General features: G+C 35.2%; 19 protein-coding genes and 1 pseudogene. 17 read left to right on the forward strand and 3 right to left on the reverse strand.

The genetic code is table 11. The features are described 5' to 3' along the window. The coding region (locus ERK18_RS09410; RefSeq protein WP_222710111.1) for a hypothetical protein at positions 1 to 193 on the forward strand (193 nt) is incomplete at its 5' end. Positions 194 to 669: 476 nt separating this feature from the next. Here ERK18_RS09410 and rpmB read toward each other — a convergent pair. Beyond that, on the reverse strand, positions 670 to 855 hold the full coding sequence (gene rpmB, locus ERK18_RS05185) for a 50S ribosomal protein L28 (protein ID WP_034981532.1): 186 nt from the start codon (positions 853 to 855) through the stop codon (positions 670 to 672). Between the two features lie 163 nt (positions 856 to 1018). On the opposite strand from rpmB, the gene ERK18_RS05190 reads away from it, so the two are divergent. The 11 genes from ERK18_RS05190 to ERK18_RS05240 all read left to right on the forward strand — a co-directional run bounded on the left by ERK18_RS05190 (position 1019) and on the right by ERK18_RS05240 (position 14450). Continuing rightward, positions 1019 to 1381 carry an Asp23/Gls24 family envelope stress response protein gene (locus ERK18_RS05190; protein ID WP_034981534.1) on the forward strand — a complete coding sequence of 121 codons (363 nt, stop codon included), beginning with the start codon at positions 1019 to 1021 and terminating at the stop codon, positions 1379 to 1381. Between the two features lie 21 nt (positions 1382 to 1402). Beyond that, on the forward strand, positions 1403 to 3061 hold the full coding sequence (locus ERK18_RS05195; RefSeq protein WP_187154580.1) for a DAK2 domain-containing protein: 1659 nt from the start codon (positions 1403 to 1405) through the stop codon (positions 3059 to 3061). 2 nt (positions 3062 to 3063) lie between these two features. After that, positions 3064 to 5100 (forward strand): ATP-dependent DNA helicase RecG, encoded by a 2037-nt coding sequence (gene recG, locus ERK18_RS05200; protein WP_187154581.1) that lies wholly within the window; start codon positions 3064 to 3066, stop codon positions 5098 to 5100. A 17-nt stretch (positions 5101 to 5117) separates the two neighbouring features. Beyond that, positions 5118 to 6122: a phosphate acyltransferase PlsX gene (gene plsX / locus ERK18_RS05205; RefSeq protein WP_187154582.1), complete on the forward strand. Its 1005-nt coding sequence runs from the start codon at positions 5118 to 5120 to the stop codon at positions 6120 to 6122. Positions 6123 to 6126: 4 nt separating this feature from the next. Further along, entirely contained in the window at positions 6127 to 6369 is a 243-nt protein-coding gene (acpP, locus tag ERK18_RS05210; RefSeq protein WP_109586427.1) for an acyl carrier protein, read from the forward strand. Positions 6370 to 6488: 119 nt separating this feature from the next. Next, entirely contained in the window at positions 6489 to 7499 is a 1011-nt protein-coding gene (locus tag ERK18_RS05215) for an ABC transporter ATP-binding protein (RefSeq protein WP_187154583.1), read from the forward strand. Between the two features lie 3 nt (positions 7500 to 7502). Continuing rightward, positions 7503 to 8480, forward strand: a complete 978-nt coding sequence (locus ERK18_RS05220) for an ATP-binding cassette domain-containing protein (protein WP_187154584.1) — start codon at positions 7503 to 7505, stop codon at positions 8478 to 8480. Between the two features lie 2 nt (positions 8481 to 8482). Continuing rightward, a complete protein-coding gene (opp4B, locus tag ERK18_RS05225; protein ID WP_187154585.1) occupies positions 8483 to 9442 on the forward strand; it encodes an oligopeptide ABC transporter permease in 960 nt (319 codons plus the stop codon). A gap of 13 nt (positions 9443 to 9455) precedes the next feature. Then, positions 9456 to 10376, forward strand: a complete 921-nt coding sequence (locus tag ERK18_RS05230) for an ABC transporter permease (RefSeq protein ID WP_187154586.1) — start codon at positions 9456 to 9458, stop codon at positions 10374 to 10376. Positions 10377 to 10672: 296 nt separating this feature from the next. Beyond that, positions 10673 to 12436, forward strand: a complete 1764-nt coding sequence (locus tag ERK18_RS05235) for an oligopeptide ABC transporter substrate-binding protein (RefSeq protein ID WP_109586425.1) — start codon at positions 10673 to 10675, stop codon at positions 12434 to 12436. A 244-nt stretch (positions 12437 to 12680) separates the two neighbouring features. Further along, entirely contained in the window at positions 12681 to 14450 is a 1770-nt protein-coding gene (locus ERK18_RS05240) for an oligopeptide ABC transporter substrate-binding protein (protein WP_187154587.1), read from the forward strand. 99 nt (positions 14451 to 14549) lie between these two features. On the opposite strand, the pseudogene ERK18_RS09505 reads toward ERK18_RS05240, so the two are convergent. Then, positions 14550 to 14751, reverse strand: a pseudogene (locus tag ERK18_RS09505) (transposase); the annotation flags it as partial. A 343-nt stretch (positions 14752 to 15094) separates the two neighbouring features. On the opposite strand from ERK18_RS09505, the gene ERK18_RS05245 reads away from it, so the two are divergent. From ERK18_RS05245 to ERK18_RS05265, 5 genes are all read left to right on the forward strand, one after another. Beyond that, complete coding sequence (locus ERK18_RS05245) at positions 15095 to 16867, forward strand: oligopeptide ABC transporter substrate-binding protein (protein WP_187154762.1); 1773 nt, start codon at positions 15095 to 15097, stop codon at positions 16865 to 16867. 106 nt (positions 16868 to 16973) lie between these two features. Then, the gene (gene rnc, locus ERK18_RS05250; protein WP_187154588.1) at positions 16974 to 17660 is read left to right on the forward strand and encodes a ribonuclease III; all 687 of its coding nucleotides are present in this window, start codon (positions 16974 to 16976) and stop codon (positions 17658 to 17660) included. A gap of 12 nt (positions 17661 to 17672) precedes the next feature. Continuing rightward, positions 17673 to 21236, forward strand: coding sequence for a chromosome segregation protein SMC (gene smc, locus ERK18_RS05255; RefSeq protein WP_187154589.1), 3564 nt, complete (start codon positions 17673 to 17675; stop codon positions 21234 to 21236). A gap of 2 nt (positions 21237 to 21238) precedes the next feature. Next, entirely contained in the window at positions 21239 to 22423 is a 1185-nt protein-coding gene (gene ftsY, locus ERK18_RS05260) for a signal recognition particle-docking protein FtsY (RefSeq protein ID WP_187154590.1), read from the forward strand. A 34-nt stretch (positions 22424 to 22457) separates the two neighbouring features. Then, a complete protein-coding gene (locus ERK18_RS05265; RefSeq protein ID WP_187154591.1) occupies positions 22458 to 23882 on the forward strand; it encodes a C69 family dipeptidase in 1425 nt (474 codons plus the stop codon). 60 nt (positions 23883 to 23942) lie between these two features. Here ERK18_RS05265 and ERK18_RS05270 read toward each other — a convergent pair whose 3' ends face one another. Next, the gene (locus tag ERK18_RS05270; protein WP_187154592.1) at positions 23943 to 25376 is read right to left on the reverse strand and encodes an APC family permease; all 1434 of its coding nucleotides are present in this window, start codon (positions 25374 to 25376) and stop codon (positions 23943 to 23945) included. Between the last annotated feature and the right edge of the window lie 233 nt (positions 25377 to 25609).

Raw genomic sequence — 25609 nt, forward strand, 5'->3', positions numbered from 1 at the left:
AGCTAAAGAGGTTTGGTGGGATAAGTATTTACTGCAAATTTCCATTTTCAAAGTAGTTGAATATTTAGTCATGAAAAAAGTGCTCCTAATAGTCAGATTAATGTCTAACTATTATGGAGCACTTCAATTCCGGGGGTTAACTTCATTCACTGCTGTTTTTTTATATCTCTTGGAACAAGTTGTTATAAGTTAATAAATATTTTTGGTATATCTCCTCAATTATCTTGCTGCTATGATTTCCACTAATAGTGGCAAGCTCCAAAACAAATTATATAATTAAAAAAATTGAAAGATTGGTATGATTTGTATCCTTTTTGATGAGTAAAAAAAGATTTACATTGGTGGAGATACTGCCTTTGTTATGTTTGATAAAACTTAAAATTACCAAATTTTATATAAGTAAATTGTTGCAATGAGAAGTGTATCGGCAACATCATCTTTTATTAATAGCAGAATATATAAAAAATTGAAATGAAAGATTTGCCAATGAGGTTAGCTAAAAACAATACCTTCAAGTAAAACTACAGACTATAACTTGTCTTTTTTTGACTTGAAAATTAATTGAAAGAGCAATAAGAATATCTCTATTTAAACATAAACTTTTAAACAGATTTTGGGAAATAAAAAAGCAGAAGAAAACTTCTGCTTTAAAAACTTTTTTATTTTACGCTAGGCACGGGTAACTTTACCAGATTTTAATGTCTTAGTTGAAACCCATACACGCTTTGGCTTGCCATCGACAAGAATACGAACTTTTTGAAGGTTTGGCTTCCACGCACGACGTGATGAATTCAGTGCGTGTGAACGTGTATTACCAAAAGTGGTCTTTTTGCCAGTGATATAATCTTTTGCCATTTGCTAAACCTCCTTTATTGTGTTTTCATACTAAATTAAGATAGCATAAGTTTAAGAACATTGCAACTGCAAAAGTATTTTTTAAGAAGGGATTTTTGCATTTAAACTTGATTACTATGATAAAATAGATTCATAATATGAGAACAATGATACGGAGGTAAACATGGCTGTAAAAATCAAAACAAAAAACGGTTTGATTGATATTTCAAATGGAGTGATTGCAACTGTTGTTGGTAGCGCAGCTACATCTAACTACGGTGTTGTCGGCATGGCTTCAAAAAATGCTATCCGTGATGGCTTCGATGGAATATTGAATCGAGCAAATTATAAGCGCGGTGTTGTTGTTAAGTCTGAGGATAATAAGATTACGGTTGATGTTTATATAATAGTCGGCTATGGTTTAAAAATATCTGAAGTAAGTCGCAACGTACAAGATAGTGTTAAATTCAATTTGAAAAATCAACTTGGAATTGAAACTAAAGCTGTTAATGTCATCGTTCAAAGTGTTAAAGTGCTTGATGAATAACTCAAGCGGAGGGTAGAAATATTGGTTTTAAAGGAAATAGACAGTAAAAAATTTAGAGATATGGTTCGCGTCGCTACGCACAGACTTGGTCGCAACGCAGAGTTTATTAACTCTTTGAACGTTTTCCCTGTTCCTGATGGAGACACTGGAACAAATATGAATTTAACTATTGAAAGTGGCGCTAAAGCTGTTGCCAAAAATACTAGTAATAGTGTGGGTGATTTGACAGAAAGCCTTGCTAAAGGAATGTTGATGGGTGCTCGTGGTAATAGTGGGGTAATCTCTTCTCAGCTCTTTAGAGGAGTTTATAAGGCAACTCAAGGCATGAAAACTCTTAATGCACAAGAGTTGGCCAATGCTTTTTCAAATGGGGTTGCAACAGCTTATAAAGCCGTAATGAAGCCAGTTGAAGGAACTATTTTGACTGTTGCTCGGATTGGTGCACAAGAAGGTGCCAATAAGGCCAATGAAACCGATGATGTTGAAGAAGTTATGAAGGCGATTGTTGAAGGTGCTAAAAAAGCGTTAAAGACAACTCCTGACTTATTACCTGTTTTAAAGCAAGTTGGTGTAGTTGATTCAGGAGGCCAAGGCTTGCTCTTTATATATGAAGGATTTCTAGAAGGTCTTTTAGGTGAAGAATTTGCTGACCGGTACCAACCTGATGAAGGTGAAATGGATGAAATGATAAATGCCATGCATCATCAATCTGTACAATCACAACTTTCTACTCAGGATATTACTAATGGCTACTGTACCGAAATCATGGTTGATTTAACTGCTGATGTTCCTAATAAGAAAACTTTTAATTTAGATGAATTTAGGGAGCATTTATCTCAGTTAGGTGATTCACTTTTGGCAGTTTCAGATGAAGAAGTGGCAAAAGTTCATGTTCATACTGAACACCCTGGAGCTATTTTTGCGTACGGCAGCCAATTTGGCCAATTGGGAAAAATTAAAATTGACAATATGCGGATTCAACACGAAACAATAGTAAATAACAGTGAAGAAAATCAGGAAAATGTTGATTTTGCCGTAATAGCTGTTGCTTCTGGTAACGGAATTCGCAAACTTTTTGAAAGTGAAGGCGTTAACCGCATTATTTCTGGCGGTCAAACAATGAACCCTTCAACACAAGACATTATTGATTCAATCAAAAAATCAGGTGCTAAAAAAGCAATTGTGATGCCGAATAATGGCAACATTATTATGGCAGCCAAGCAAGCAGCTGAGGTGAGCGACATCCCAGTCGGCATTGTCCCTACTAAAACCATTTCACAAGGCTTGACAGCCATGCTTTCATTTGATCCAGACGATTCTCTTGATGACAATGTTGCAAACATGACTGACGCTCTTGATACTGTTGTTTCTGGCGAAGTTACTAAAGCAAATCGTGATACCAAAATTAATGAGGTTGAGATCCATCAAGACGATTATTTAGGGATTATTGATGGAGAAATTAAAGTGGCTGAAACTGACATAATTACTGCAGCCTCTTCAATGATTGAAAAAATGTTGGATGAAGATTCCGAAATCGTTACTGTGATGTTTGGACGAGATTCTAACAAGAAAGAGGCTCAGAAACTGATAGATGCTGTTAAAGAGAAGCATGATGATCTTGAATTTGAACTTCATGATGGCGGACAACCTGTATATAATTTTCTGATTTCTGTTGAATAATTATGTATGCAAAGGAATTATTTGCACCTGTTACTGATTTAAAAGGAGTTGGAACCAAAACTGCTGCAGCACTTGGTAGTCTGGGAATTTATAGTATTTATGATTTGTTATATTATTTTCCATTTCGCTATGATGAACTTCAAACGATTCCACTTGACCAGATCATGGATGGTCAAAAGGTAATGCTAAAGGGAGTTGTGGCCACTGAAGCCTTTGTAAGCAGATTTGGCTACAAAAAGAGCAGACTTAATTTTAAATTGAGAATTGACCATGATGTAGTCATGGTCAATTTTTTTAATCAACCTTGGTTGAAAGAAAAAATTGAGGTAGGTAAAGAAGTTGCAGTTTATGGCAAATACAATATCTCAAGACAAAGTTTAGCGGGTTTTAAATTTATTGCAGCTAAAGAAAATGATAGTGGCATGGCTCCAATTTACTCAGTTAACCGGCATTTAAGGCAAAAAAAATTAATTGATTTCATTAATATTGCTTTAGATGAATATTTGCCGGCTGTTGATGACGTTGTTCCAGTGGATATTCGACGGAAATATCGTTTGCTTCCTGAAAAAAATATTGTACAAAAAATGCATCACCCGCAAAATTTTAATGAGTCCCAGATTGCAAAAAGAAGTGCCATTTTTAGAGAATTCTTTATTTTTCAAACTGAACTAGCTCAGTTAACTGAAGTCAATCCACAAAACAAGGGGATTCCCAAAAAATATGACCTGAATGAAGTTGCTAAATTGACTAAATCTTTGCCGTTTGAATTGTCCACGGATCAAAAGCAGGTTATCAACGAAATTTTTGCAGACATGTTATCATCCAGACAAATGCAGCGTCTTTTACAAGGTGATGTGGGTTCAGGCAAGACTATTGTTGCGGTATATGCAATTTTTGCGGCTGTAACTGCTGGCTTTCAAGCTGCACTGATGGTTCCTACAGAGATATTAGCGACTCAGCATTTTAAAAAGATTGATGAATTGCTAAGGCCTCTAGGTGTAAGATGTGCGCTGTTAACAGGTTCTACGAAAGCTTTGGAACGAAAAGAAATTTATACAGAATTGACCGATGGTACAATTAATGTTGTGATAGGTACGCATGCTTTAATTCAATCAAACGTAATTTTTAAAAAATTAGGATTAGTAATTATCGATGAACAGCACCGGTTCGGTGTTAATCAGCGGCAATCTTTAATTAATAAAGGAAATTTGCCTGATGTTCTTTCTATGACTGCTACCCCGATTCCCAGAACTCTGGCATTAACGGTTTATGGCAACATGTCTATATCTGAAATACGACATCTCCCAGCAGGAAGAAAAAAAGTAATTTCTTCATGGAAAACGAGCACCCAAATGGATCAGGTTTATCAGCTAATGCGCGAGCAATTAAAGAAGGGATTTCAGGTATATGCTGTAACACCCTTGATCACAGAATCAGAAGCATTAGATTTAAAAAATGCAGAACAGCTTTATGATAAACTCAGTAAAGATTTCCCTGATGAAAAAGTAGTATTACTTCACGGTCAAATGCCTGGTAATAAAAAAGATGAAATTATGTCCGAATTTGCAGCTGGAGAAATTAATATTTTAGTTGCTACCAGTGTGATTGAAGTTGGTGTTGACGTGGCAAACGCTAATATGATGGTTATCTATAATGCTGATCGTTTTGGAATTAGTCAGCTTCACCAATTAAGAGGGCGAATAGGGAGAGGTAAAACCCAAAGTTATTGCATTTTTTTGGCTGATCCTAACACACAGGCAGGTAAAGCTCGTATGAAAATAGTGGCATCAACAACAGACGGATTTAAATTGGCTGAAGAAGATTTAAAGATGCGGGGAGAAGGAGATATTTTTGGTAAAGCTCAATCTGGTCTTCCTGAATTTCAAGTTGGTGATGTAGTTAATAACTACGATACTATGGTAGTAGCACAAAAAGAGGCTAGAAAATTAATTAAACTTGATCCTCTCTTGCAAAAATCAGAAAATAAAACTTTAAAACAAGTGATAGAATATAAACAATTACAGCAAAAGAGAACATAGTAAAGGTTGAGGATATAATGAGAACTATTGCTATTGACGCTATGGGCGGTGAAAATGCCCCTGAAGCAATTATAAAAGCAGTATTACGGGCCAAAAAGGACTTACCTGAAACAAAATTCATTTTTTTTGGCGATCAAAAAAAAATAAAAGAATTATTGGGAAGTGATAGCAGTCGCACACAAGTAGTCAATACTTCTGAAATTATTTTAGATGAAGATGAGCCAGTTAAGGCAATTAGATCAAAAAAAGATTCGTCACTTGTCGTGGCAGCACAATTTGTGAAGCAGGGCAAAGCTGATGCACTTTTTTCATTAGGTAATACCGGAGCTATTTTAGCTTGTGGCATATTTATAATAGGACGAATTAAAGGTGTGGCTCGACCGGGATTCATGCCAACATTGCCTGTAAAAAATTCCGATGATGGATTCAATATGATTGATGTGGGTGCCAATGCTAAAAGTAAACCAGAATACCTGCTAGCCTGGGCTAAAATGGCTTCGTATTATGCAGAAAAAGTGCGGGGAGTCAAAAATCCGCGTATTGGTCTGCTTAATAATGGATCTGAAAGTGATAAAGGTGATGATGTTCATCAAAAAGCTTACCAGCTGTTATTGGAAAGCAAACTTAATTTTATAGGGAATATCGAAGGTAATGAGTTATTAGATGGCAAAGCTGATGTGATTGCAACAGATGGGTTTACTGGCAATGCGGTTCTAAAAAATATTGAAGGAACTTCAGGGGTTTTGATACACCTTTTGAAGGAAAGCTTGCTTGATAACGGACCTTTTGTTAAATTAGGTGCATTAATGATCAAAAAAGCATTAAAAGGATTAGTTTCAAAATTTGATGTCGACAAATACGGTGGCGCAGTTTTACTCGGGGTTAATGCTCCAGTAGTTAAAACACATGGCCGCTCTGGTCAACGTGCTGTTTATTTTACAATTAAACAAATTGATAGAATATTACAGGAAAAAATAATTGATAATTTTAAAGCAGAATTTGCAGCTGAAAATAAGGAGTAAAAACATGGGTAAAGAAGAAATTTTTACTAAAATTCGAGATATATTAGCAGATAATTTTGAAGTTGAAAAAGAAAAGATAACTGATGAGACTAATTTCAAAAGTGATTTGGACGCTGATTCCATTGACTTAGTGGAATTCATTTTACAACTAGAAGATGAATTCGGCGCCGAGATTTCTGATGAAGATGCAGAAAAAATTAAAACAGTTGGTGATGCAGTTAATTATGTTGCAGATCACCAAAAATAACTAAAAAATATTCATTATTAATTTGCATACAAAATGTTTCACGGTTATAATTAGAAATTAAATAAATTTATTAAATATCTTTAATAAATTCATTGAAGATTTGAGAGGGGAAATGACCTTTGGAAAAACAAAGTGATCTCTTGCTAGATATCCAGCATTTGCATACTGCATATCGTTTAAATGGAAAGTTTTATGATGCTGCAGATGATATTAATTTAACGTTGAAGCGGAACGAAATTTTGTCCATCGTAGGTGAATCTGGTTGTGGTAAGAGTACAATTGCATCGAGTATTATCGGCTTGTACGACCATAAAAATACGAAAGTAACTGGGGATATTCTATATAATGAGTTAAATTTAGTTGGATTAAATGAAAACTTGTTTAACAAAATACGTGGAGACAAAATTGGCATGATCTTTCAGGATCCATTGGCTAGTTTAAATCCGCTGATGCGTGTTGGCGATCAGGTAGCTGAAACGCTTTATTATCATACAGATATGAATGAAAAAGAGCGTTATAATCGTGTGATTGAATTATTCAATCAAGTAGGTATGCCAAAACCAGAAGAAACTTTTCGAATGTATCCTTTTGAGCTATCAGGGGGATTAAGACAAAGGGTCGTGATTGCTATGGCAATTGCATGTAAGCCCGAAATTATTATTGCAGATGAGCCTACTACCGCTTTGGATGTTACTATTCAAGCTCAAATTTTGGATCTGCTTGAAGATATTCAAAAGCAATCCCAATCTGGTATTATTTTGATTACTCACGATTTAGGGGTAGTTGCTGAAACTGCTGATCAAGTTGCAGTTATGTATGGTGGGCAGATAGTAGAAAAAGCTGATGTAAAAACTATTTTTGAGCATCCTTTGCACCCATACACTCGCTCCTTGTTAAATTCAATGCCTCAATCTGAAGATGAAGAAGAAGATTTGCACGTTATTCAAGGAACAGTTCCTTCATTGCAAGATATGCCTAGAAATGGCGACAGATTTGCTGCTAGAATTCCATGGATTCCTGCCAGTGCGCATGAAGAAGACCCAGTAATGCATGAAGTTGAGCCTGGTCACTGGGTCAGATGTACTTGCTGGAAGACGTTCCACTTTCAAGATGAAGTAGGTGGGGAGTAATTTATGGCTAAAGAAATTATTCAAGTAAAAAACTTAAAAGTTCATTATCCCATTAGATCAGGTTTCTGGAACAGGATTACTGACTATGTCAGAGCGGTTGACGACATTAGTATTACTATTAATGAAGGTGAAACCTATGGTTTAATTGGTGAGTCTGGATCAGGCAAGTCTACTACTGGCAAGGCAATTGTGGGTGTTGAACCTGTTACTAGTGGCAGTATTCTTTATAAGGGTGTCGATATTACTAAAGCCAAAAATAGGCGAAAACTTAACTACAATAAAGATGTTCAAATGATTTTCCAAGATTCAATGTCAAGTTTAAATCCAAGAAAAAGAATTGAAGATATCATTGCTGAACCGATTCGAAATTTTGAAAATTTAACTACAGATCAAGAACGTGAGCGTGTTCAAGAGCTATTAGATATTGTTGGTATGCCTAGCGATTCAATTTACAAATACCCTCATGAGTTTTCGGGAGGGCAGAGGCAAAGAATTGGTGTAGCACGTGCGGTTGCAACTAATCCACGGTTAATTGTTGCCGATGAACCTACCAGTGCTCTGGATTTGTCTGTGCAAGCGCAAGTTTTAAACTTTATGAAGCATATTCAGCAACAATATAACATTGCCTATCTTTTTATTTCTCACGATTTAGGCGTTGTTAAGCATATGTCTGAAAACTTAGCTATTATGCACCGTGGCCGCTTGGTAGAGATTGGTTCAAGGGAAGACATCTACAAACATCCAATGCACATTTATACTAAAAGATTGCTTTCCGCTATACCGCAAGTTGATGTTGAACACCGTGAAGAGCACAAGAAGCACCGTCAAGAAGTTGAACAAGAATTTCAAAATGATCAAGACAAGTGGTATGACAAGGATGGTCGTGTGTTTCCCTTGCAACAAGTGTCTGGCAAACATTTAGTGGCTTTACCTAAAGATGAATTGAATGAAGAAAAGATAAATGAAAAGGAGGGGGCATAATCATGTGGAAAACGGTCCTAAGACGAATTTTAATTATGATCCCGCAATTGATTATTTTAAGTATTTTAGTCTTTTTCTTAGCTAAAATGATGCCAGGTGATCCATTTTCAGGTCAAATTAACCCAAATACTGATCCTAAACAAATTGAAGCTTTAAAAAGAGCGGCTGGATTATATGACCCTGTACCTGTGCAGTATGCTCGGTGGGTTGGTAATCTTTTCAAAGGAGACTTAGGTACAAGCTATATTCAGCATGTACCTGTTACTTCATTAATTGCTGACCGCGCTGTAAATACTTTTTGGTTATCTTTATTTTCTACAGTTATTAGTTATTCTATCGCTATTCCTATGGGTATTAGCGCTGGACGTCACCAAGATGAATGGCAAGATCAAGCTGTTCAAATTTTCAATTATATTACCTTGGCTGTTCCTCCCTTTGTCTTTTATATACTAGGAATTTGGTTATTTGGTTTTACTTTAGGCTGGTTCCCTATCTCAGGTTCAATTTCACCAAATGCATCCGGTTTTTGGGGTACTTTGGGTAGTGAAATTTACCATATTATATTACCGGGTACTCTAGTTGCACTGATTACCACAACATCTGTCGTGCAATATTTGAGGACAGGAATTGTCGATAATAAAGTTGAAGATTATGTTCGTACAGCCCATAGTAAGGGTGTGCCAGAAAAAGTTGTTTTCAATAAACACATTTTACGTAACTCCCTTTTACCAATTGCTTCTTCTTTTGGTACTGTAATAACTGGACTTCTTAGTGGATCCATGATTGTAGAATCGGTTTTCAGTTATCCTGGCATGGGGAAACTATTCCTGGATTCAATTGGTCAGCGTGATTACACCACTTTAACAGCTTTAATATTGATATTTGGCTTTTTAACGTTGCTTGGTAATTTATTGTCTGATATTATCATGAGTATCGTTGATCCAAGGATTAGAATAAAGTAAAGAGGAGAAACATATGACTGAGAATAAAAAAGGTACTTTAACTAAAAAGGCTAAAAAAGAGAAAGTTTCTTCTCCAACTTCAGGATTCAGAGTGATTGTAAGAGAAGTTGTGAAGGATAAAATTGCGTTAACAGCTTTTATATTAATTGTTCTGATCCTATTATTGACTTTCGGAGGATCTCTGTTTTTAAATGCCGATAAAGTTTCTGAAACAAATATAATTGATGCTTATTACAGTTGGGGAACAGCCGGTCATTTCCTTGGAACTGATGATGGTGGTCGTGATATAGTTAATCTTCTTATTATGGGTAGTCGTAATTCCATACTTATTGGTTTGGGAGTTACTGTAATATGTGAATCTGTTGGACTTTTGGTCGGATTAATTTCTGGATATTACGGTGGTTATATTGATGCCGTCATAATGAGAATAGTAGACTTCATTCAAGTTTTACCTGCAATGCCTATTGAAATAGTTTTGGTTAGTGTTATACCTCATTACACCCCACTGAATTTAGTGCTAATAATTTCATTTTTTGGTTGGACAAGTACAGCAAGGTATTTCAGAGCATTTGTATTGTCTCAAAGAGAGCGTGATTATGTATTAGCATCAAAAACGTCAGGTTCGTCAGATTTAAAAATTATGTTTCGTGAAGTTTTACCTAACATTACTTCCATGGTAATTATTGATGTAGTTTTAATGATAGCAGGCAATATCGGAATCGAAACTACGCTTGAGTATATTGGCTACGGCTTGCCGCCGACTATTCCTTCTCTTGGTACGTTAATTGGATTTGCAAATGATCCGGTTAATGTTGTTAGTCGACCTTGGCTTTGGCTTCCTGCCACAATCTTGTTATTAGTGATTTCTCTAAGTATTAATTATGTCGGAAGGGCATTATCACGTGCTGGTGATGCTAGACAAAGAGAGAATTGATAAACTTTTAAAATAAAACTAATTATAAAAATCCTGAAATGAATTTATTCGTTTCGGGATTTTTTATACTTATTTTACTTGCAACTAGTATGTATTTAGGAAATATAAGCAATTCGAAAGATTTTGCTATTTTATGTGAGCTAAATTTTTTATTAAATAATGCTATTTATATATATGAATAAGATTAACATTAAATTAACTTTACTATTGATTTTCTAATTTAATATGTTAATATTAAATTATTAACTTGTTCTGAGAAAAGCCATTAAGTTGCTATGATAAAGGAGTTAAAGGCTATGAAAAGTAAGAAATTATTAGGCTCTGTGGGAGTCATAACTGCTGCTGCGTTATCGTTAGTTGCATGTGGTAAAAGTGCAGATAACGGCAACACAAATGAAGCAAAAAAAGCAAGTAAGTTTCCAATTGAAGTACCTAAAAAGGAAACTAAACAAGGTGGAACAGTTAAATTAGCTATAGAAAGTGATTCACCCTTCACCGGTATTTTCTCTGAAGAATTGTCCACTACTAAAACTGACTCTGATGTTGTCGCTCCAGGTGCCGAATCATTATTTGATGTAAATGATACTTATCAGATTAATGATAAGGGTCCTGCCACAATGAAAATTAATAAAAAGGACAAGACAGTGACTGTTACCATTAAAAAGGGTGTTAAATGGTCAGATGGTAAGCAGGTAACTGCTAAAGATTATGAGTATGCATACGAAATTATTGCCAATAAGGCTACTCAATCTGAAAGATATACCAGTCAACTGGCTTTTTTAAAGGGACTTGAAGAGTACCATGAAGGAAAATCTAAAACAATTTCTGGGTTTGAAATGCCTGACGGTGAAAATGGCAGAACGGCCGTTTTACACTTTAAGGAATTAAAGCCAGGAATGTATAACAGTGGTAACGGCTATTTTTGGGAGGCTGTAGCTCCTTACCACTATTTAAAGGATGTTCCTTTCAGCAAATTAAATTCATCTGATAAAATTAGAAAGAAGCCACTTTATTTTGGCCCTTATCAAGTTTCTAAGGTCGTAAGAGGTCAGTCAGTAACTTGGGTTCCTAATAAGTACTACTGGCGTGGCAAGCCAAAATTAGATAAAGTAGTTTCGCAAGTTGTTTCTTCGAACTCGACTTCTCAAGCAATCAAGAGCCATAAGTTTGATATAGCTGATGTTATTAACACACAATGGAAACAAGTTAAAGACACCAAAGGTGTAAATTTTGTCGCTAAAATTCCGCTACAATATAGTTATCTTGGCTTTAAAGTTGGTAAATGGGATGCAAAGCACAGCAAGAATGTCATGGATAAGAATGCTAAGATGAATAACAAGTCTCTTAGACAAGCTATTGGATATGCCATGAATATTTCTTCTGTATATAAGAAATATACTGGTGGCTTGACCTTCCATGTAACGACATTAATTCCACCACAGTTTGGTGATTATCATAATAGTGATATAAAGGGTTATACATACAATTTAAAGAAAGCAAATCAATTGCTTGACAAAGCTGGTTACAAGAAGAAAGGCAAATGGCGTGTACAACCTAATGGTAAGCCGCTTAAAATTCATCTTTTGGCTGCAGGAGGCGATGCCACTAGAGGTCCAATCATTCAAAACTACATTCAACAATGGCATAAAATTGGTTTGAATGTTTCCTTAGTTGGTGGTCGTTTGGCTGAGGCTAACTCTTTCTTCGATAAGATTAAAAATGACGATCCATCTGTCGACATGTTTATGGCTGGCTGGAGTATGTCATCAGAACCATCACCTGCTGATTTCTTTGCTGAAGGTTCACCATTCAATTATCAACGTTTTGTGACTCCAGAACAAACCAAATTATTGAATTCACTTGACTCTCAAAAGGCTTTCAATCATAAGTATCGTGTAGAGAAATTCCATGAATGGCAAAAATATATGTTTGATCAAGCATTCATTATTCCTACTAGGAATAGTTATGCTATCACAGCAGTTAATAACAAGTTAACTGGATATAGTCTTAAACCTACTCATGGTAATTCTCTTTGGTATGAAGTTGGCTACAAAAAATAGTTAATATTTAATTAGAAAAAAAACTAATTGCGAAAATAACGCAATTAGTTTTTTGTTTTGATTTTTAGTTAAATTTAATTATAAAATACTCTTTTGATAAAATAATTTATCTTTTAAAAATTATATGTATATATAGTGTTAGTGACCAATTTATCCTTGCAATTTTAATGATAAATGCTAACATTTATCTGTTAGCTTGATTCCAAAATACTATTAACTTTGTATCATGAAGGAGACATGTATTATGAGAACAAGAAAATTTTGGGGTGCTGTTGGCACTTTATCTGCAGCTGCATTAACTTTAGTAGCGTGCGGAAAAAGTAATACTACTAGCAATGAAGGTGCTAAAACTGCCAGCAAGTTTCCAATTCAAACACCCGTTAAGACTGCTAAAAAGGGTGGAACGATTAAGGTTGCAGAAGTAACTGATACACCATTTACTGGCGTTTTTAATGAAGAATTACAAATGGATCAACCAAGCGCTGATGTTTCTAGTCCAGGTCAGGAATCACTATTTGATACTGATGATCACTATAAAATTAACGATAAGGGTCCAGCTACACTCAAACTTGATCGCAAAGCAAAAACTGCTACTATTACTATTAAAAAAGGTGTTAAATGGTCAGACGGCAAGCAAGTTACGGCAAAAGACGTAGAGTTTGCATATGAAATTATTGCTAATAAAGCAACTAACTCCCAAAGATATGCCAGCCAATTTAATATTATTAATGGTATGAAAGAATATCATGAAGGCAAGGCAAAAACTATTTCGGGAATTGAAATGCCTGATGGTCCGGATGGCAGAGTTGCAATTATACATTGCAAAGAACTTAAGCCTGGTATGTATTATAGCGGAAATGGCTACATTTGGGAATCAGCTGCTCCCTACCACTATTTAAAAGATATTCCTTTTGCAAAATTAGAATCATCTGATAAATTGAGAAAAAAGCCGTTATTCTTTGGTCCTTATAAGCTTGAAAAAATTGTTCGTGGTCAATCAGTTACTTGGGTACCGAATAAGTATTATTGGCGCGGTCAACCTAAATTAGACAAAATAGTTTACCAAGTGGTTTCACCAAATTCCGCTTCGCAAGCAATTAAGAATCATAAATTTGATATCACCAGAGTTACTAATAGTCAATGGAAAGAAGTTAAGGATACTAAAGATGTGACATTTGTTGCTAAGATTCCTTTATACTATAGTTATTTGGCATTTAAAGTTGGTAAATGGGACAATAAAAAATCAAAGAATGTAATGAATCCTCATGCAAAAATGAATAATAAATCATTACGTCAAGCTATGGCTTATGCAATGAATACTGATGCTGTCTACAAGCATTATACTGACGGCTTAAGTTTCCAGATTCCGACTTTGATTCCAGCACAGTTTGGTGACTATTTTAATAAAAACATTAAAGGGTATACTTACAACCTAAAAAAAGCAAATCAAATTCTAGATAAAGCTGGTTATAAGAAGAAAGGCAAATGGCGTGTACAACCTAATGGTAAACCGTTAACTATTCACTTCATGGCAATGTCTGGTACTTCTATTCAACAACCAATAATGCAAAATTATATTGAACAATGGAATAAGATTGGCTTGAATGTTAAATTAGTTGGTGGAAGACTGACGGAATTTAATTCGTTTTATGATAAAGTGCAACACGATTCACCGGATGTTGATATGTTCATGGCAGCTTGGGGTCTTTCAACAGAGCCTTCCCAGGAACAAATGTACGGTGAAGGTACAATGTCCAATTATTCCCGTTTTGTAACACCTGAAAACACGAAGTTAATCAAGGAAATGGACTCTCAAAAGGCATTTAACCATGAATACCGTGTTAACAAATTCCACGAATGGCAAAAATATATGTTTGATCAAGCTTATGTTGTTCCTGTATTTAACGCATACCAAATTGATGCAGTCAACAGTAAGCTTACTGGTTATTCACAAAATGCATCACAGCAAAACAACGGACACCCACTTTGGTACAAAGTAGCTTACACTAAATAAAATATATTTACCAAAGTAAAAAAACAGGCTCTTTGTCAAATTCTATTGATAAAGATTAAATAAAAAGAACCAAGCAGCTAATAAACTGCTTGGTTCTTTTTATTTTACCTTGTTTTCTGCGAATCTAATCCTGTTTAGCAGATTGGAGAAATTGGCATAGCCAAACGCTGTGAGCTCAATTTGTCTGATTTTGCGATTGAGGCCATAAACAATCGTTGTAATAACTCGATATTATAGTGCTGATTACTGCTCTTAGATTATGTTTAAAAGTGAGCAGTGTTTGAAGTATTTGCCAACCAATATCTCGTTAGCATGAATGACTTTTTTATATGCCTGCTAAAGTATCATAATGTGCCTGGAGCATCTTGTAGACATTGGTGATCTACGCGCGCATGCTATGCCCTTCTTTTTAATACAATAGAAAACCTGTTAATAGGTTACACATGGATAAGTCATTAACAGGATAAATTGTCGAGTTAATCAAGTTTTTTAAACTTGATTTTTTATTTTTGCTAAAAAAATAATGGTATTTTGTATAAAATTTTAATTAATAATTAATAAGGTCTTTGTTTTTCTAATATTTTTTGTTATTATTTGATTTAGGTTTTAAATCGTGTTTTTACTTTTGTAAGGAGAGAAGAATGATGAAAGAAAAAAATTTTTTATGCTCCATCGGTATTATAGCTACATGTGCCATGGCTCTGGTTGGTTGTAATAAAGCAAATAAAAGTAATAATGAGGACAGTTCGAAGGAAGCAAGTAAATTTCCAAATGCTTTGCCAAGAAAGCAAACAAAGCAAGGAGGAACTGTTAGAGTTGCCGTTGAAACAGATACGCCTTTTACAGGAATATTTACTGATGAATTAAGCGTAACCGCGACTGATGCAGATGTTGCTTCGCCAGGCGAAGAATCTTTGTTTTATACAGATGATAATTACAAAATAAATGATAAAGGTCCAGCAACAATGAAGCTGGATCAAAAAAACAAAACTATAACTATTACAATCAAAAAGGGTGTTAAATGGTCTGACGGCAAACAAGTGGTTGCCAAGGATATGGCATATCCATATGAAATATTGGCTAATAAAAATACTAAAGCTCAAAGATATTCTACTAAAATGGAAGTTCTGAAAGGAATGAAAGAATATCATGAGGGCAAAGCTAAAAAAATTTCAGGAATTGAATTGCCAGACGGTGATAATGGTCGCAAAATGATATTGCATTTTTCCTATATGACACCAGGAATGGCCTTTAGTGGTAATGACTATTATTGGGAATCAGCTTCACCATATCACTATTTAAAGGATGTACCTTTTAGCAAACTCGAATCCTCAGATAAAGTTAGAAAAAGACCAATATATTTTGGACCTTATAAGTTAGATAAACTAGTTCGTGGACAGTCAGCTACATGGGTACCAAACAAATACTATTGGCAAGGCAAACCAAAACTGGATAAAATTATTTATCAAGTTGTTTCTCCTAATTCTACTTCTCAAGCAATCAAATCACATAAGTTTGATATTGCTCAAGTTATTAATGCTCAGTGGAAACAAGTAAAAGATACTAAAGATGTGAGATTTATTGCAGAAATTCCTTTATATTACTCATACCTAGGGTTTAAGGTCGGCAAGTTTGATGCCAAAAAAGGTAAAAATGTTATGAATCCTCATAGTAAAATGAATAATAAAGCCCTAAGGCAAGCTATTGGGTATGCCATGAATGTAGAGGATGTCAATAAACGTTATAATAACAATCTGAGTTTCAGAATTCCAACATTAATTCCAAAGCAATATGGTGATGTATATAATAAAAATGTTAAAGGATTTTCTTATAACTTAAAAAAGGCTAATGAACTTTTAGATAAGGCTGGTTATAAGAAAAAAGGTAAGTGGCGCGTTCAGCCCAATGGTAAACCTCTAAAAATTAACTTTTTAGCCATGTCGGGTGATGCTACACAAGGACCAATTATACAAAATTACTTGCAACAGTGGCATAAAATTGGGCTAAATGTAGGCCTTTTAAATGGTCGGCTGACAGAACGTAATTCATTTTATGATAAAGTTCAAAACGATAATCCTCAAGTAGACATGTTCCTAGGAGCTTGGGGTCTTTCTACGGAACCATCACCTAATGGATTGTATAGTGAAGGTGGCCCCGCTAACTATACTAGGTTTGTTACCCCGGAAAATAATAAATTGATTAAGGAGATTGACTCTGCTAAAGCATTTAACCATAAATATCGTGTTGAAAAATTTCATGAATGGCAACAGTATATGTTTGACCAGGCTTATGTCATACCTGTTTTTAATGCATATAAAATTAAAGCGGTTAATAATAAATTAACTGGTTTATCATTAAAACCTTCTGAAACAAATAACGGACACCCAATATGGTACAAAGTCGGTTATATTAAATAAAATTATTTAATAAAGTAGATTAGAAAACTATTGTCATTTGAGGACAATAGTTTTCTTTTTTAACGCTAAAAACTGGTATAATTTAGATTGTTAAGGAGTTGAAAAAATGGTTAGTACCAAATTCATAAAACGATTAGATACAAAATACAAAATTAAATTTAATAATCCTAACTTATTAGAAGAGGCTTTTACTCATTCTTCTTATGCTAATGAGCATCCTGAAAATGGTACTCGGGATTATGAAAAACTGGAGTTCTTGGGGGATGCAGTTCTGGAATTAGCAATTTCTGATTACCTTTACCGTAATTTTAGAAATCTTAATGAAGGTGAATTAACTAGAATGCGATCAAATATTGTTGATACTGAAGGTTTTGCAGAATTTGCCCAGAAATTTGGTTTTCCGGCTGAGATTAATCTAGGTCATGGTGAGGAAAAAGCAGGTGCACGTTCTCGCAAAACTCTTTTAGAAGATGTTTTTGAAGCTTTTAATGGAGCGCTTTTTCTTGATCAAGGCATGGAAGCAGTTGAGCATTTTTTGAGTTTAACCGTATACCCATTAATTGATGCTGGCAAATTTGATGCATCAAGAGATTATAAAACAGACCTACAAGAATTATTGCAACAAGATGGACCGGTTAAGATTGAGTATGAGGTTTTAAAAGAAGAGCAACTGCCTTCAAGTTTTACTGTCCAGCTAGTTGTTAATGGGAAAGTATTGTCTAAGGGACAGGGTCACAATAAAAAAGCCGCTGAACAAGAAGCTGCAAAAACTGCTCTAGGTAAGCTCAATTAGGGAGATGAGTGTGTGCCACTAACAGAACTGATAATTGACGGCTTTAAATCCTTTGCCGAAAAAACAAAAATTAAATTTGACACCGGTATTACTGGCATAGTTGGTCCCAATGGTAGTGGTAAAAGTAATATTACTGAAGCGATCAGATGGGTCATGGGCGAATCAAGTGCCAAATCCTTGCGTGGTTCAAACATGAAAGATGTCATTTTTGCCGGAAGTGAATTCCGCCAACCGGCAAATCATGCAGAAGTTTCTCTGATTTTTAACAATAAAAAACACGAACTAAATTTTAAGGAAGATCAAGTTGTTATAACTCGACGGATTTTAAGGTCTGGAGATAATGAATATTTAATCAACAAAAAGAGTGTCAGACAACGTGATGTGCGTGCTCTGTTTTTGGATTCTGGAATTTCACAGGACAGTTTAGCAATTATTTCCCAAGGTCGGGTAGATCAAATACTAAATTCACGCCCGGAAGAAAGACGTTCATTATTTGAAGAAGCAGCTGGTGTACTTCATTTTAAGAAACAAAAAGAAGAAGCAAAAGTTCAGTTGGAACAGACAACAGATAATTTAGTGCGCATCAACGATCTTGTCAAAGAGCTAGAGCAGAGGATTGAACCTCTTCATGAACAAAGTTCTTTAGCTAAAGAATATCAATTTCAGAAAAAAGGTCTGGATCAAGAACTAAAAACTTTATTGGCTTTTGAAATTCAGGATTTAGATAATCAAAAAGAAAAAGAACAGGAAAAGGCTGATGAAAATCAGACTCTTTTATCGAAGCTGGATCGAGAAGTAAAAGATTCCCAAGAAGCTGTGGCAAACAAAAGAAAAGAATATCAAACTTTAAATAGTCAAAGAGATAAGGTGCAAAATGATTTACTTTCTTTAACTAAAAAGCTTTCTGAAATTAATACCAATTTGCAAGTTGCGGAACAAAGTAAGCAATATAGCGCAGCTACCAAAAAAGAATACCAATCTGAATTGAATGACCTAAAAAAGCAATTATCGGCAATTGAAAATGATAGAATTGATCTGCTTGAAAAGGGAAAGAATTTAAAGAGTGAGCAAGAGAAGTTAAATGATAAAAGAACTGAACTCTGCGCTCAGCTAAAGGAAGATCCTGAACAGCTAAACCAAAAATTAGAGCAGCTCCGTTCAGCTTATATTCAGTTGTTGCAAGATCAAACTTCTAATAATAATGAAATAGTTTATTTGCATTCTGAACTGAAAAAACTTTCTGATAATAGCCAGTTTCAAACAGAAAATGTTGTTGAAGAACTGAGAAATGAAACTACTGAGCTTAAACGACTTAAATCTGAAGGTAAGTCACTTAAAGAAAACTGTCAGATTGAAGGACAAAAAATAGCAGATTTAACAAATGAGCAAAAAATAAGTCAAAAAAATTTGTCATCTCTTCAAGAATCGTTGTCGACCAAAAAACAACGTTTTAGTCAATTAAATGCGCGTTATGATGCTCTGGAAAATATACGCAAACGTCATGAAGGTTATTTTTACGGAGTCAAGAACGTTTTAAATAATTTATCTGCTTATCCCGGAGTAATTGGAGCAGTAGGAGAATTAGTTACCTTTCCTGTTAAATATGAAGCTGCAATGGCTACAGCATTAGGGAATGGGGTTCAGGATTTAGTCACTAAATCAAAACTGGATGCTCGGGATGCTATTAACAAATTAAAGGAAAACCATGCGGGGCGTGCTACTTTTCTTCCTCTTGATGGATTAAGGGAATATACAATACCAACTTCAACTATCAATACAATTTCTTCTTTTTCCGGATTTCAAGGTATTGCTAGCGAAATAGTTAAAAGTTTACCTAATCAAGATATTGCGCCTGCAATTAATTATCTCCTTGGAAATACTATAATAGTTGACACAATAAGCAATGCTATGAAGATAAGACAGAGAATTTCTCGCTATCGTATTGTAACTCTTGACGGAGATGTTATTTCACCTGGTGGTTCAATGACAGGAGGAGTGCGCAATCAAAAAAGCAACTCTCCACTTCAAACAACTGCTGAACTGAGTCAATTAAGACAAAATATTAATGATTTAAAAGCAAAAATTAAGAATGAACAATCTCAGTTAGCTGATGCTGTAAGCAAGAATGAAATTTTAACTCAGCAGTTGAATGAAATGACATCGAAATTTCAAAATCTTAAACAAGAATTAGGTGAAGCAGCTCTTTCGTATCAAAACCAAGAAAAAGAAGTGAACAGGTTAAAGGCTGCGAATAGTTTGTTTGAACAACAAAAGCAAGAACGCAACCAGGAAATTGCTGAAACTAAGAACAAGATTAAGTCGGCTTCAAAAAAGAAGGAAGAACTGCAGGAGAAAATACTTCAGCAAAAACAGGATATTAGTGAATTGCAATTACGTATTAAGAACTTTTCAGAGTTGAATCAAGAGGTTCAGGAAAAGTTAAGCGAACTTGATCCGCAAATAGCGGTTTATGCTAATAAGTTGGAGAACGTTTCAAAGCAAAAATCCGATAAAAAGAATGAATCAAAGCAGCATCAAAATCAAATTAATACTTTGTCCCAAAAGTTGAAAGAACTTGATGAAAATGATGTGCTTGGTGACGAAAAGAAGATGAACTTTGAACGCGAAAATAAAGAGGGGATTGCAAAAAAGAAAAATTTGCAGGAACAACTTAATACTTTAAGTTCAAAATTAGGACAGTATGATGCTAAAATTAACCAGCTTGATCAGGTAGCGAGTCGTAATTATGAACTTCGTAAAGATGCTGCTGCTGAACAAAAAGATTTTTCTGTGAAAATAGCACAGTTGAATAGCCAAATAGATCAACGTTTAGATAATTTGAATACGGAATATTCACTAACATATGAGGCCGCATTGAATCAAGCCAAAACAGAAAATAACGAGACCAATAGGACACAACTTCAAAAGGATGTGAAATTGCATCGCATGTCTATTGCGGACATTGGTCCAGTTAATCTGAAGTCAATTGAAGAATATGAAAATGTCAAAAAACGTTACGACTTCCTTAATGCACAACAAAATGATTTGTTAAAGGGTCGAGACAATTTAGAAAAATCGATGTCAGAACTTGATCAAGAAGTATGTAGTCGCTTTAGTAAAACTTTTACAGAGGTAGCTCATAGTTTTACTGAATTATTTCCGGTGGTTTTTGGAGGTGGCAATGCCAAATTAGTTTTGACTAATCCTCAAGATTTATTGAACACAGGAGTTGAAATTATTGCTCAACCGCCGGGTAAAAAGTTGCAAAAACTAAGCTTATTATCAGGTGGAGAAAGGGCATTGACAGCAATTACATTGCTTTTTGCTATGCTCAAAGTTAAACCGGTACCATTTTGTGTACTGGATGAAGTGGAGGCAGCACTTGATGATGCAAACGTCACACGCTTTGCACATTTCTTAGAAGAATATGACATGCATACGCAATTTATCGTAATAACACATAGAAGAGGAACAATGGAAAAAGCAGACCAACTTTATGGTGTTGTCATGCAAGAATCAGGCGTATCACAGGTATTGTCCGTATCATTAAAAGAATTAAAAAATGAGGTGAAATAACAGTGGGTTTATTTGATAAGATAAAAAAATCTTTATTTGGTGAAGATAATAGTAAAGCTGCTGATGACTTGCAGAATCAGTCAGAAAAAGAGCAGCAAGAATCTTCTGAGGAGATAGAAAACAAGGAAGAGATAACCTCTGAAGAAAAACAAACTTCAGAAAAGAATGAATCAGAAAACGAAAATTCGACAGCTTTTCAGGAAGAAGAATCTTTAGAGCAAGAAACTGAGAATGAGACTGATAACGGAAAGCAAAATGAAACTGAATTATATGAAAAAGGTCTAGAGAAAACTAATCAGGGCTTTGGGGCTCGATTAAATCGCTTTTTTGCCCAGTTCAGGACTGTTGACGAAGATTTCTTTGATGACTTGGAAGAGCTGCTAATTGAATCTGATGTCGGTTACGAGACTGCCGAAGAATTGACTGACGAACTGCGAGATGAAGCAAAATTGCAGAAAGCCAAGTCGCGAGATGATTTGAAAAAAGTTATTGTTGAAAAATTAGTTAATCTTTATGACCAAAGTGGTAATTCCGAAAATGAAAAATTAAAGTCTCATAAAGATGGCAAGCCGAATATTTATCTTTTTGTAGGTGTAAATGGCGCGGGCAAAACCACAACAATTGGTAAATTGGCTAAAAGATTTAAAGATGAAGGGAAGTCAGTTCTTTTAGCAGCAGCAGATACTTTCAGAGCTGGTGCAGTTGAACAATTATCAGAATGGGGCGAAAGAGTCGGTGTTCCAGTAGTAACTGGAAAGGAACAAGCTGATCCTGCTTCAGTTGTTTATGATGCGACTGATAAAGCTCTTAAAGAAAATTATGATTATTTATTAGTGGATACTGCTGGTCGTTTACAAAATAAAAAGAATTTAATGAATGAGCTGGAAAAAATTGAACGGACAATTAAAAAGCAAGCGCCAGAAGAGCCAACAGAAACTCTATTAGTTTTAGATGGCTCAACTGGTCAAAATGCACTCCTTCAAGCTAAGGATTTTGATAAGACTACCAAATTAACTGGATTGGTATTGACAAAATTGGACGGCTCTTCAAAGGGCGGAGTCGTTTTAGCAATTAGAAATGAGATGAAATTGCCGGTGAAATTAGTTGGTTTGGGTGAAAAAGCTAGCGATTTGGCTGATTTTGATGCCGCAAACTATGCAGTCGGATTATTTCATGATTTAATTTAAGAATAGATTTTTTAAAGGGAGTTATTTATATTTAATGAAAGAATACAGTGCATGTACAACAATTTTAGTAGGTAAAAAGGCTTCAGTTGACGGTTCGACCATGATTGCTCGTAATGATGACACTTTTCGTCCAATTACACCGCAAAAATTTATTATCAGACCTGCTGCAAAAAATGAATCAGGTCGTAAAATTAAGTCATGGTTGAATAAGTTTGAATTAGACTTGCCTGAAAATGCTCAGGCCGTTCCTGCTGTACCCAATGTTGATTACAAAAACCGTGGTTATTACGATGAGAGCGGTATTAATCAAGAAAATGTAGCAATGTCTTGTACTGAATCAACTTATGGTAATGAGAGAGCACTCGCATATGATCCACTGGTAAAAGATGGTCTTGATGAAGATTGCATGCAGTCAGTTGTTTTGCCTTATATTCATTCTGCTAGAAATGGAGTTGAATATTTAGGCAAACTGATAGCTAAATATGGTTCACCAGCAGGTAACTCAGTTCTGTTTGGTGACAAAAATGAGATCTGGTATATGGAAATTGTCACTGGCCACCACTGGGTAGCGCAACGTATTCCAGATGATGCTTACGCAATTGCTGCAAATAGGGTTTCTATTGAACAAGTAGATTTTGCTGACACAAAAAACTTTATGTGGAGCGAGGGAATTCAGGAGTTTGTTGCCGATCACAACTTAAATGTTGATCATCAGGGATGGAATTTCCGTCATATTTTTGGTACTTATAGTGAACAAGATAGGTTTTATAATACTAATCGTGTTTGGTACGGTCAAAAATATTTTAATCCCGAAATTGAACAAGATCCAACCGATGGTAATTTACCTTTTATTCAGCGTGCAGCTAAGAAAATAACCAGAGAAGATATTGAATTTGTGCTTGGCAGTCATTACCAAAACACTCCGTATGATCCTTTTGGTAAAGGCACGGAAGAAGAGAAGCATCGTTTCCGTCCAATTGGTTTAAATAGAACGCAAAATTCCCACATTTTACAGATTAGAAATGATGTTGACTCTGACAAAGCAGCAATAATGTGGCTTTGTATTGGGGGTCCAACTTTCACGCCTTTTGTACCATTCTTTGCTAATATGAATGATACTGATCCTTCTTACAATAACACATCAATGGAATATAATCTTAATGATGCTTGGTGGTACTACAAATCCTTGGCAGCACTTGTAGAAACGCATTACCCACAGTTTGTTCAACTCGATACTGATTATCTAAATGAACTTAACCAATATTATCGCAGGCGTGTAGAAGATGTTATTGCTCAAGTTCAAGGTAAAACTGGTGCAGAATTGACCGCATATTTGACCAGGGCCAATCAAGAAACTGTCGCCTATACTAGAAAGCGTTCTGAAAAGCTTTGGGCCCAGATGATGATAGATTCAATCAATATGTCTAAATTAACCTTTAATATGGATGAAAATCTGTAAATCTAATTGTATTAAAAAAGTCTGGAAAATTTCCAGACTTTTTTTATCGTGTGGTTAATGTCAGTTAGTTAATTTTTTATTCATGGCTGAATGACGAATGCCATAAATTAAATAAATAAAGACACCAATTAGTGACCATATTAGCATGTACTTTTTTGCTTGTATATCTAATCCCCAGAAAACAACAAAAGAACCAAGAAACGCTAAAAATGGCAGCACAGGATACCAAGGCATTTTAAAAGCTGGATCTACAATATCTTTTCCTTCGCGTGGCCTTAAGCGATAGATTCCCAGAGAGACAAACATAAAGGCGATCAGGGTTCCAGCTGAGACTAATTGTGACAAGAATGAGAAGGGAATAAATGCAGAAATAATAATTGCAATAACCGCAACTGTCCATAATGAGTTTGCTGGGCGATGTTCTTTATTCAATTTACCAAGTACCTTAGGAACCATGCCATCGCGACCAAATGAATATACCAAACGAGAACTTGCCATACAAAGACCAATTAAAGCAGTAAACATTCCTAAAATAGCAACAGACTGAACGATAGTGGCAATATGTCCGAAACCTGTTTTTCTTAAAGCATATCCGACTGGCTCAGCTGAATTTAAATATTGGTGATAAGGTACCATTCCAACTAAGACTAAGCTGACGGCTACGAATAAAATAACCGCTATTAGCAACGAACCGATAATTCCCCGTGGCATAGTCTTTTGCGGATTAATAGCTTCTGCAGAGTTTGATGCAATGGTATCAAAGCCCAAGAATGAAATATAGATCATCGAAACTCCGGCGTAAATGCCTTGCCAGCCACCAAAAGGTCCGTGAGCTGTTGCACGATAATGCGGTATAAAAGGAATGAAATTAGCTTTTTTAATAACTGTCAAGCCAACGCCTACAAAAAGCAAAATTGCTAAAACTTTGACCACCACTAAAACGTTTTCGACTCGAGAAGCTTTAGAGACTCCAAAGCTGACTAAAAATGCAGCCAACAAAATAGCTAGTAATGCAACAAGGTCAAATAATCCTCCATTTACGCCTAGTGGATTGGCTAGGGCAGCAGGTAATTTCCAGCCTAAAGGTGCTATTAATGCACGAAGATTAGCAGACAAACCAGAGCTAATAAATGCCATTCCAATTAGGTATTCTGCTAAAAGAGCCCAACCAGAAAACCAACCCCAAAATTCTCCAAATATAACATTGATCCAAGAATAAACTGATCCTGCAAATGGCATTGCGGCTGCCATTTCTGCATAGGCGAATGCAACAAGACCAGCTACTATAGATGCAATAACACATGACAGGGCTACAGCGGGTCCTGTGTGCAGTGCTGCAACTTCTCCAGGTAATGTAAAAATTGAGGTTGAAACGATAGTACCTACACCCAGAGCTAAAAAGTCACGAACTTTTAGTGTTCTGACTAAGTGACCATCCTTTTCCTGATAAATATCTGGATCTTCTTTTCGATTCATTAATTTCCATAAATTCACACTGAATTGCTCCTTAGCTTTGTTTAGCATTCTGTTTGAAAGAAATCTACCATTTAAAAAGTTCACACGGGTAACAACTTGAGTGCGAACTTACATTTTATATAGTAAAATTTGTTTTAAACAGTAGGTGTAGTGTAACGCTTTTAAATATTTTTTCAAAACAGTTTGATTACTCAAATAAAAAAACGGTACAAAATTAATATTTATTCGTGTACCGTCTAATCTAATAACTT

The sequence above is a fragment of the Lactobacillus kimbladii genome (genome assembly GCF_014323605.1).
In the GTDB taxonomy this organism is placed as follows: domain Bacteria; phylum Bacillota; class Bacilli; order Lactobacillales; family Lactobacillaceae; genus Lactobacillus; species Lactobacillus kimbladii_B.

What these genes read in the sequence shown, in the direction of transcription:
- ERK18_RS05220 (WP_187154584.1), top strand. Translation starts at nt 7,503, where the DNA reads ATGGCTAAAGAAATTATTCAAGTAAAAAACTTAAAAGTTCATTATCCC.
- recG (WP_187154581.1), top strand. Translation starts at nt 3,064, where the DNA reads ATGTATGCAAAGGAATTATTTGCACCTGTTACTGATTTAAAAGGAGTT.
- opp4B (WP_187154585.1), top strand. Translation starts at nt 8,483, where the DNA reads ATGTGGAAAACGGTCCTAAGACGAATTTTAATTATGATCCCGCAATTG.
- rpmB (WP_034981532.1), bottom strand. Translation starts at nt 855, where the DNA reads ATGGCAAAAGATTATATCACTGGCAAAAAGACCACTTTTGGTAATACA.
- rnc (WP_187154588.1), top strand. Translation starts at nt 16,974, where the DNA reads ATGGTTAGTACCAAATTCATAAAACGATTAGATACAAAATACAAAATT.
- ERK18_RS05240 (WP_187154587.1), top strand. Translation starts at nt 12,681, where the DNA reads ATGAGAACAAGAAAATTTTGGGGTGCTGTTGGCACTTTATCTGCAGCT.
- ERK18_RS05265 (WP_187154591.1), top strand. Translation starts at nt 22,458, where the DNA reads ATGAAAGAATACAGTGCATGTACAACAATTTTAGTAGGTAAAAAGGCT.
- ERK18_RS05230 (WP_187154586.1), top strand. Translation starts at nt 9,456, where the DNA reads ATGACTGAGAATAAAAAAGGTACTTTAACTAAAAAGGCTAAAAAAGAG.
- plsX (WP_187154582.1), top strand. Translation starts at nt 5,118, where the DNA reads ATGAGAACTATTGCTATTGACGCTATGGGCGGTGAAAATGCCCCTGAA.
- ERK18_RS05190 (WP_034981534.1), top strand. Translation starts at nt 1,019, where the DNA reads ATGGCTGTAAAAATCAAAACAAAAAACGGTTTGATTGATATTTCAAAT.
- acpP (WP_109586427.1), top strand. Translation starts at nt 6,127, where the DNA reads ATGGGTAAAGAAGAAATTTTTACTAAAATTCGAGATATATTAGCAGAT.
- ERK18_RS05235 (WP_109586425.1), top strand. Translation starts at nt 10,673, where the DNA reads ATGAAAAGTAAGAAATTATTAGGCTCTGTGGGAGTCATAACTGCTGCT.
- ERK18_RS05245 (WP_187154762.1), top strand. Translation starts at nt 15,095, where the DNA reads ATGAAAGAAAAAAATTTTTTATGCTCCATCGGTATTATAGCTACATGT.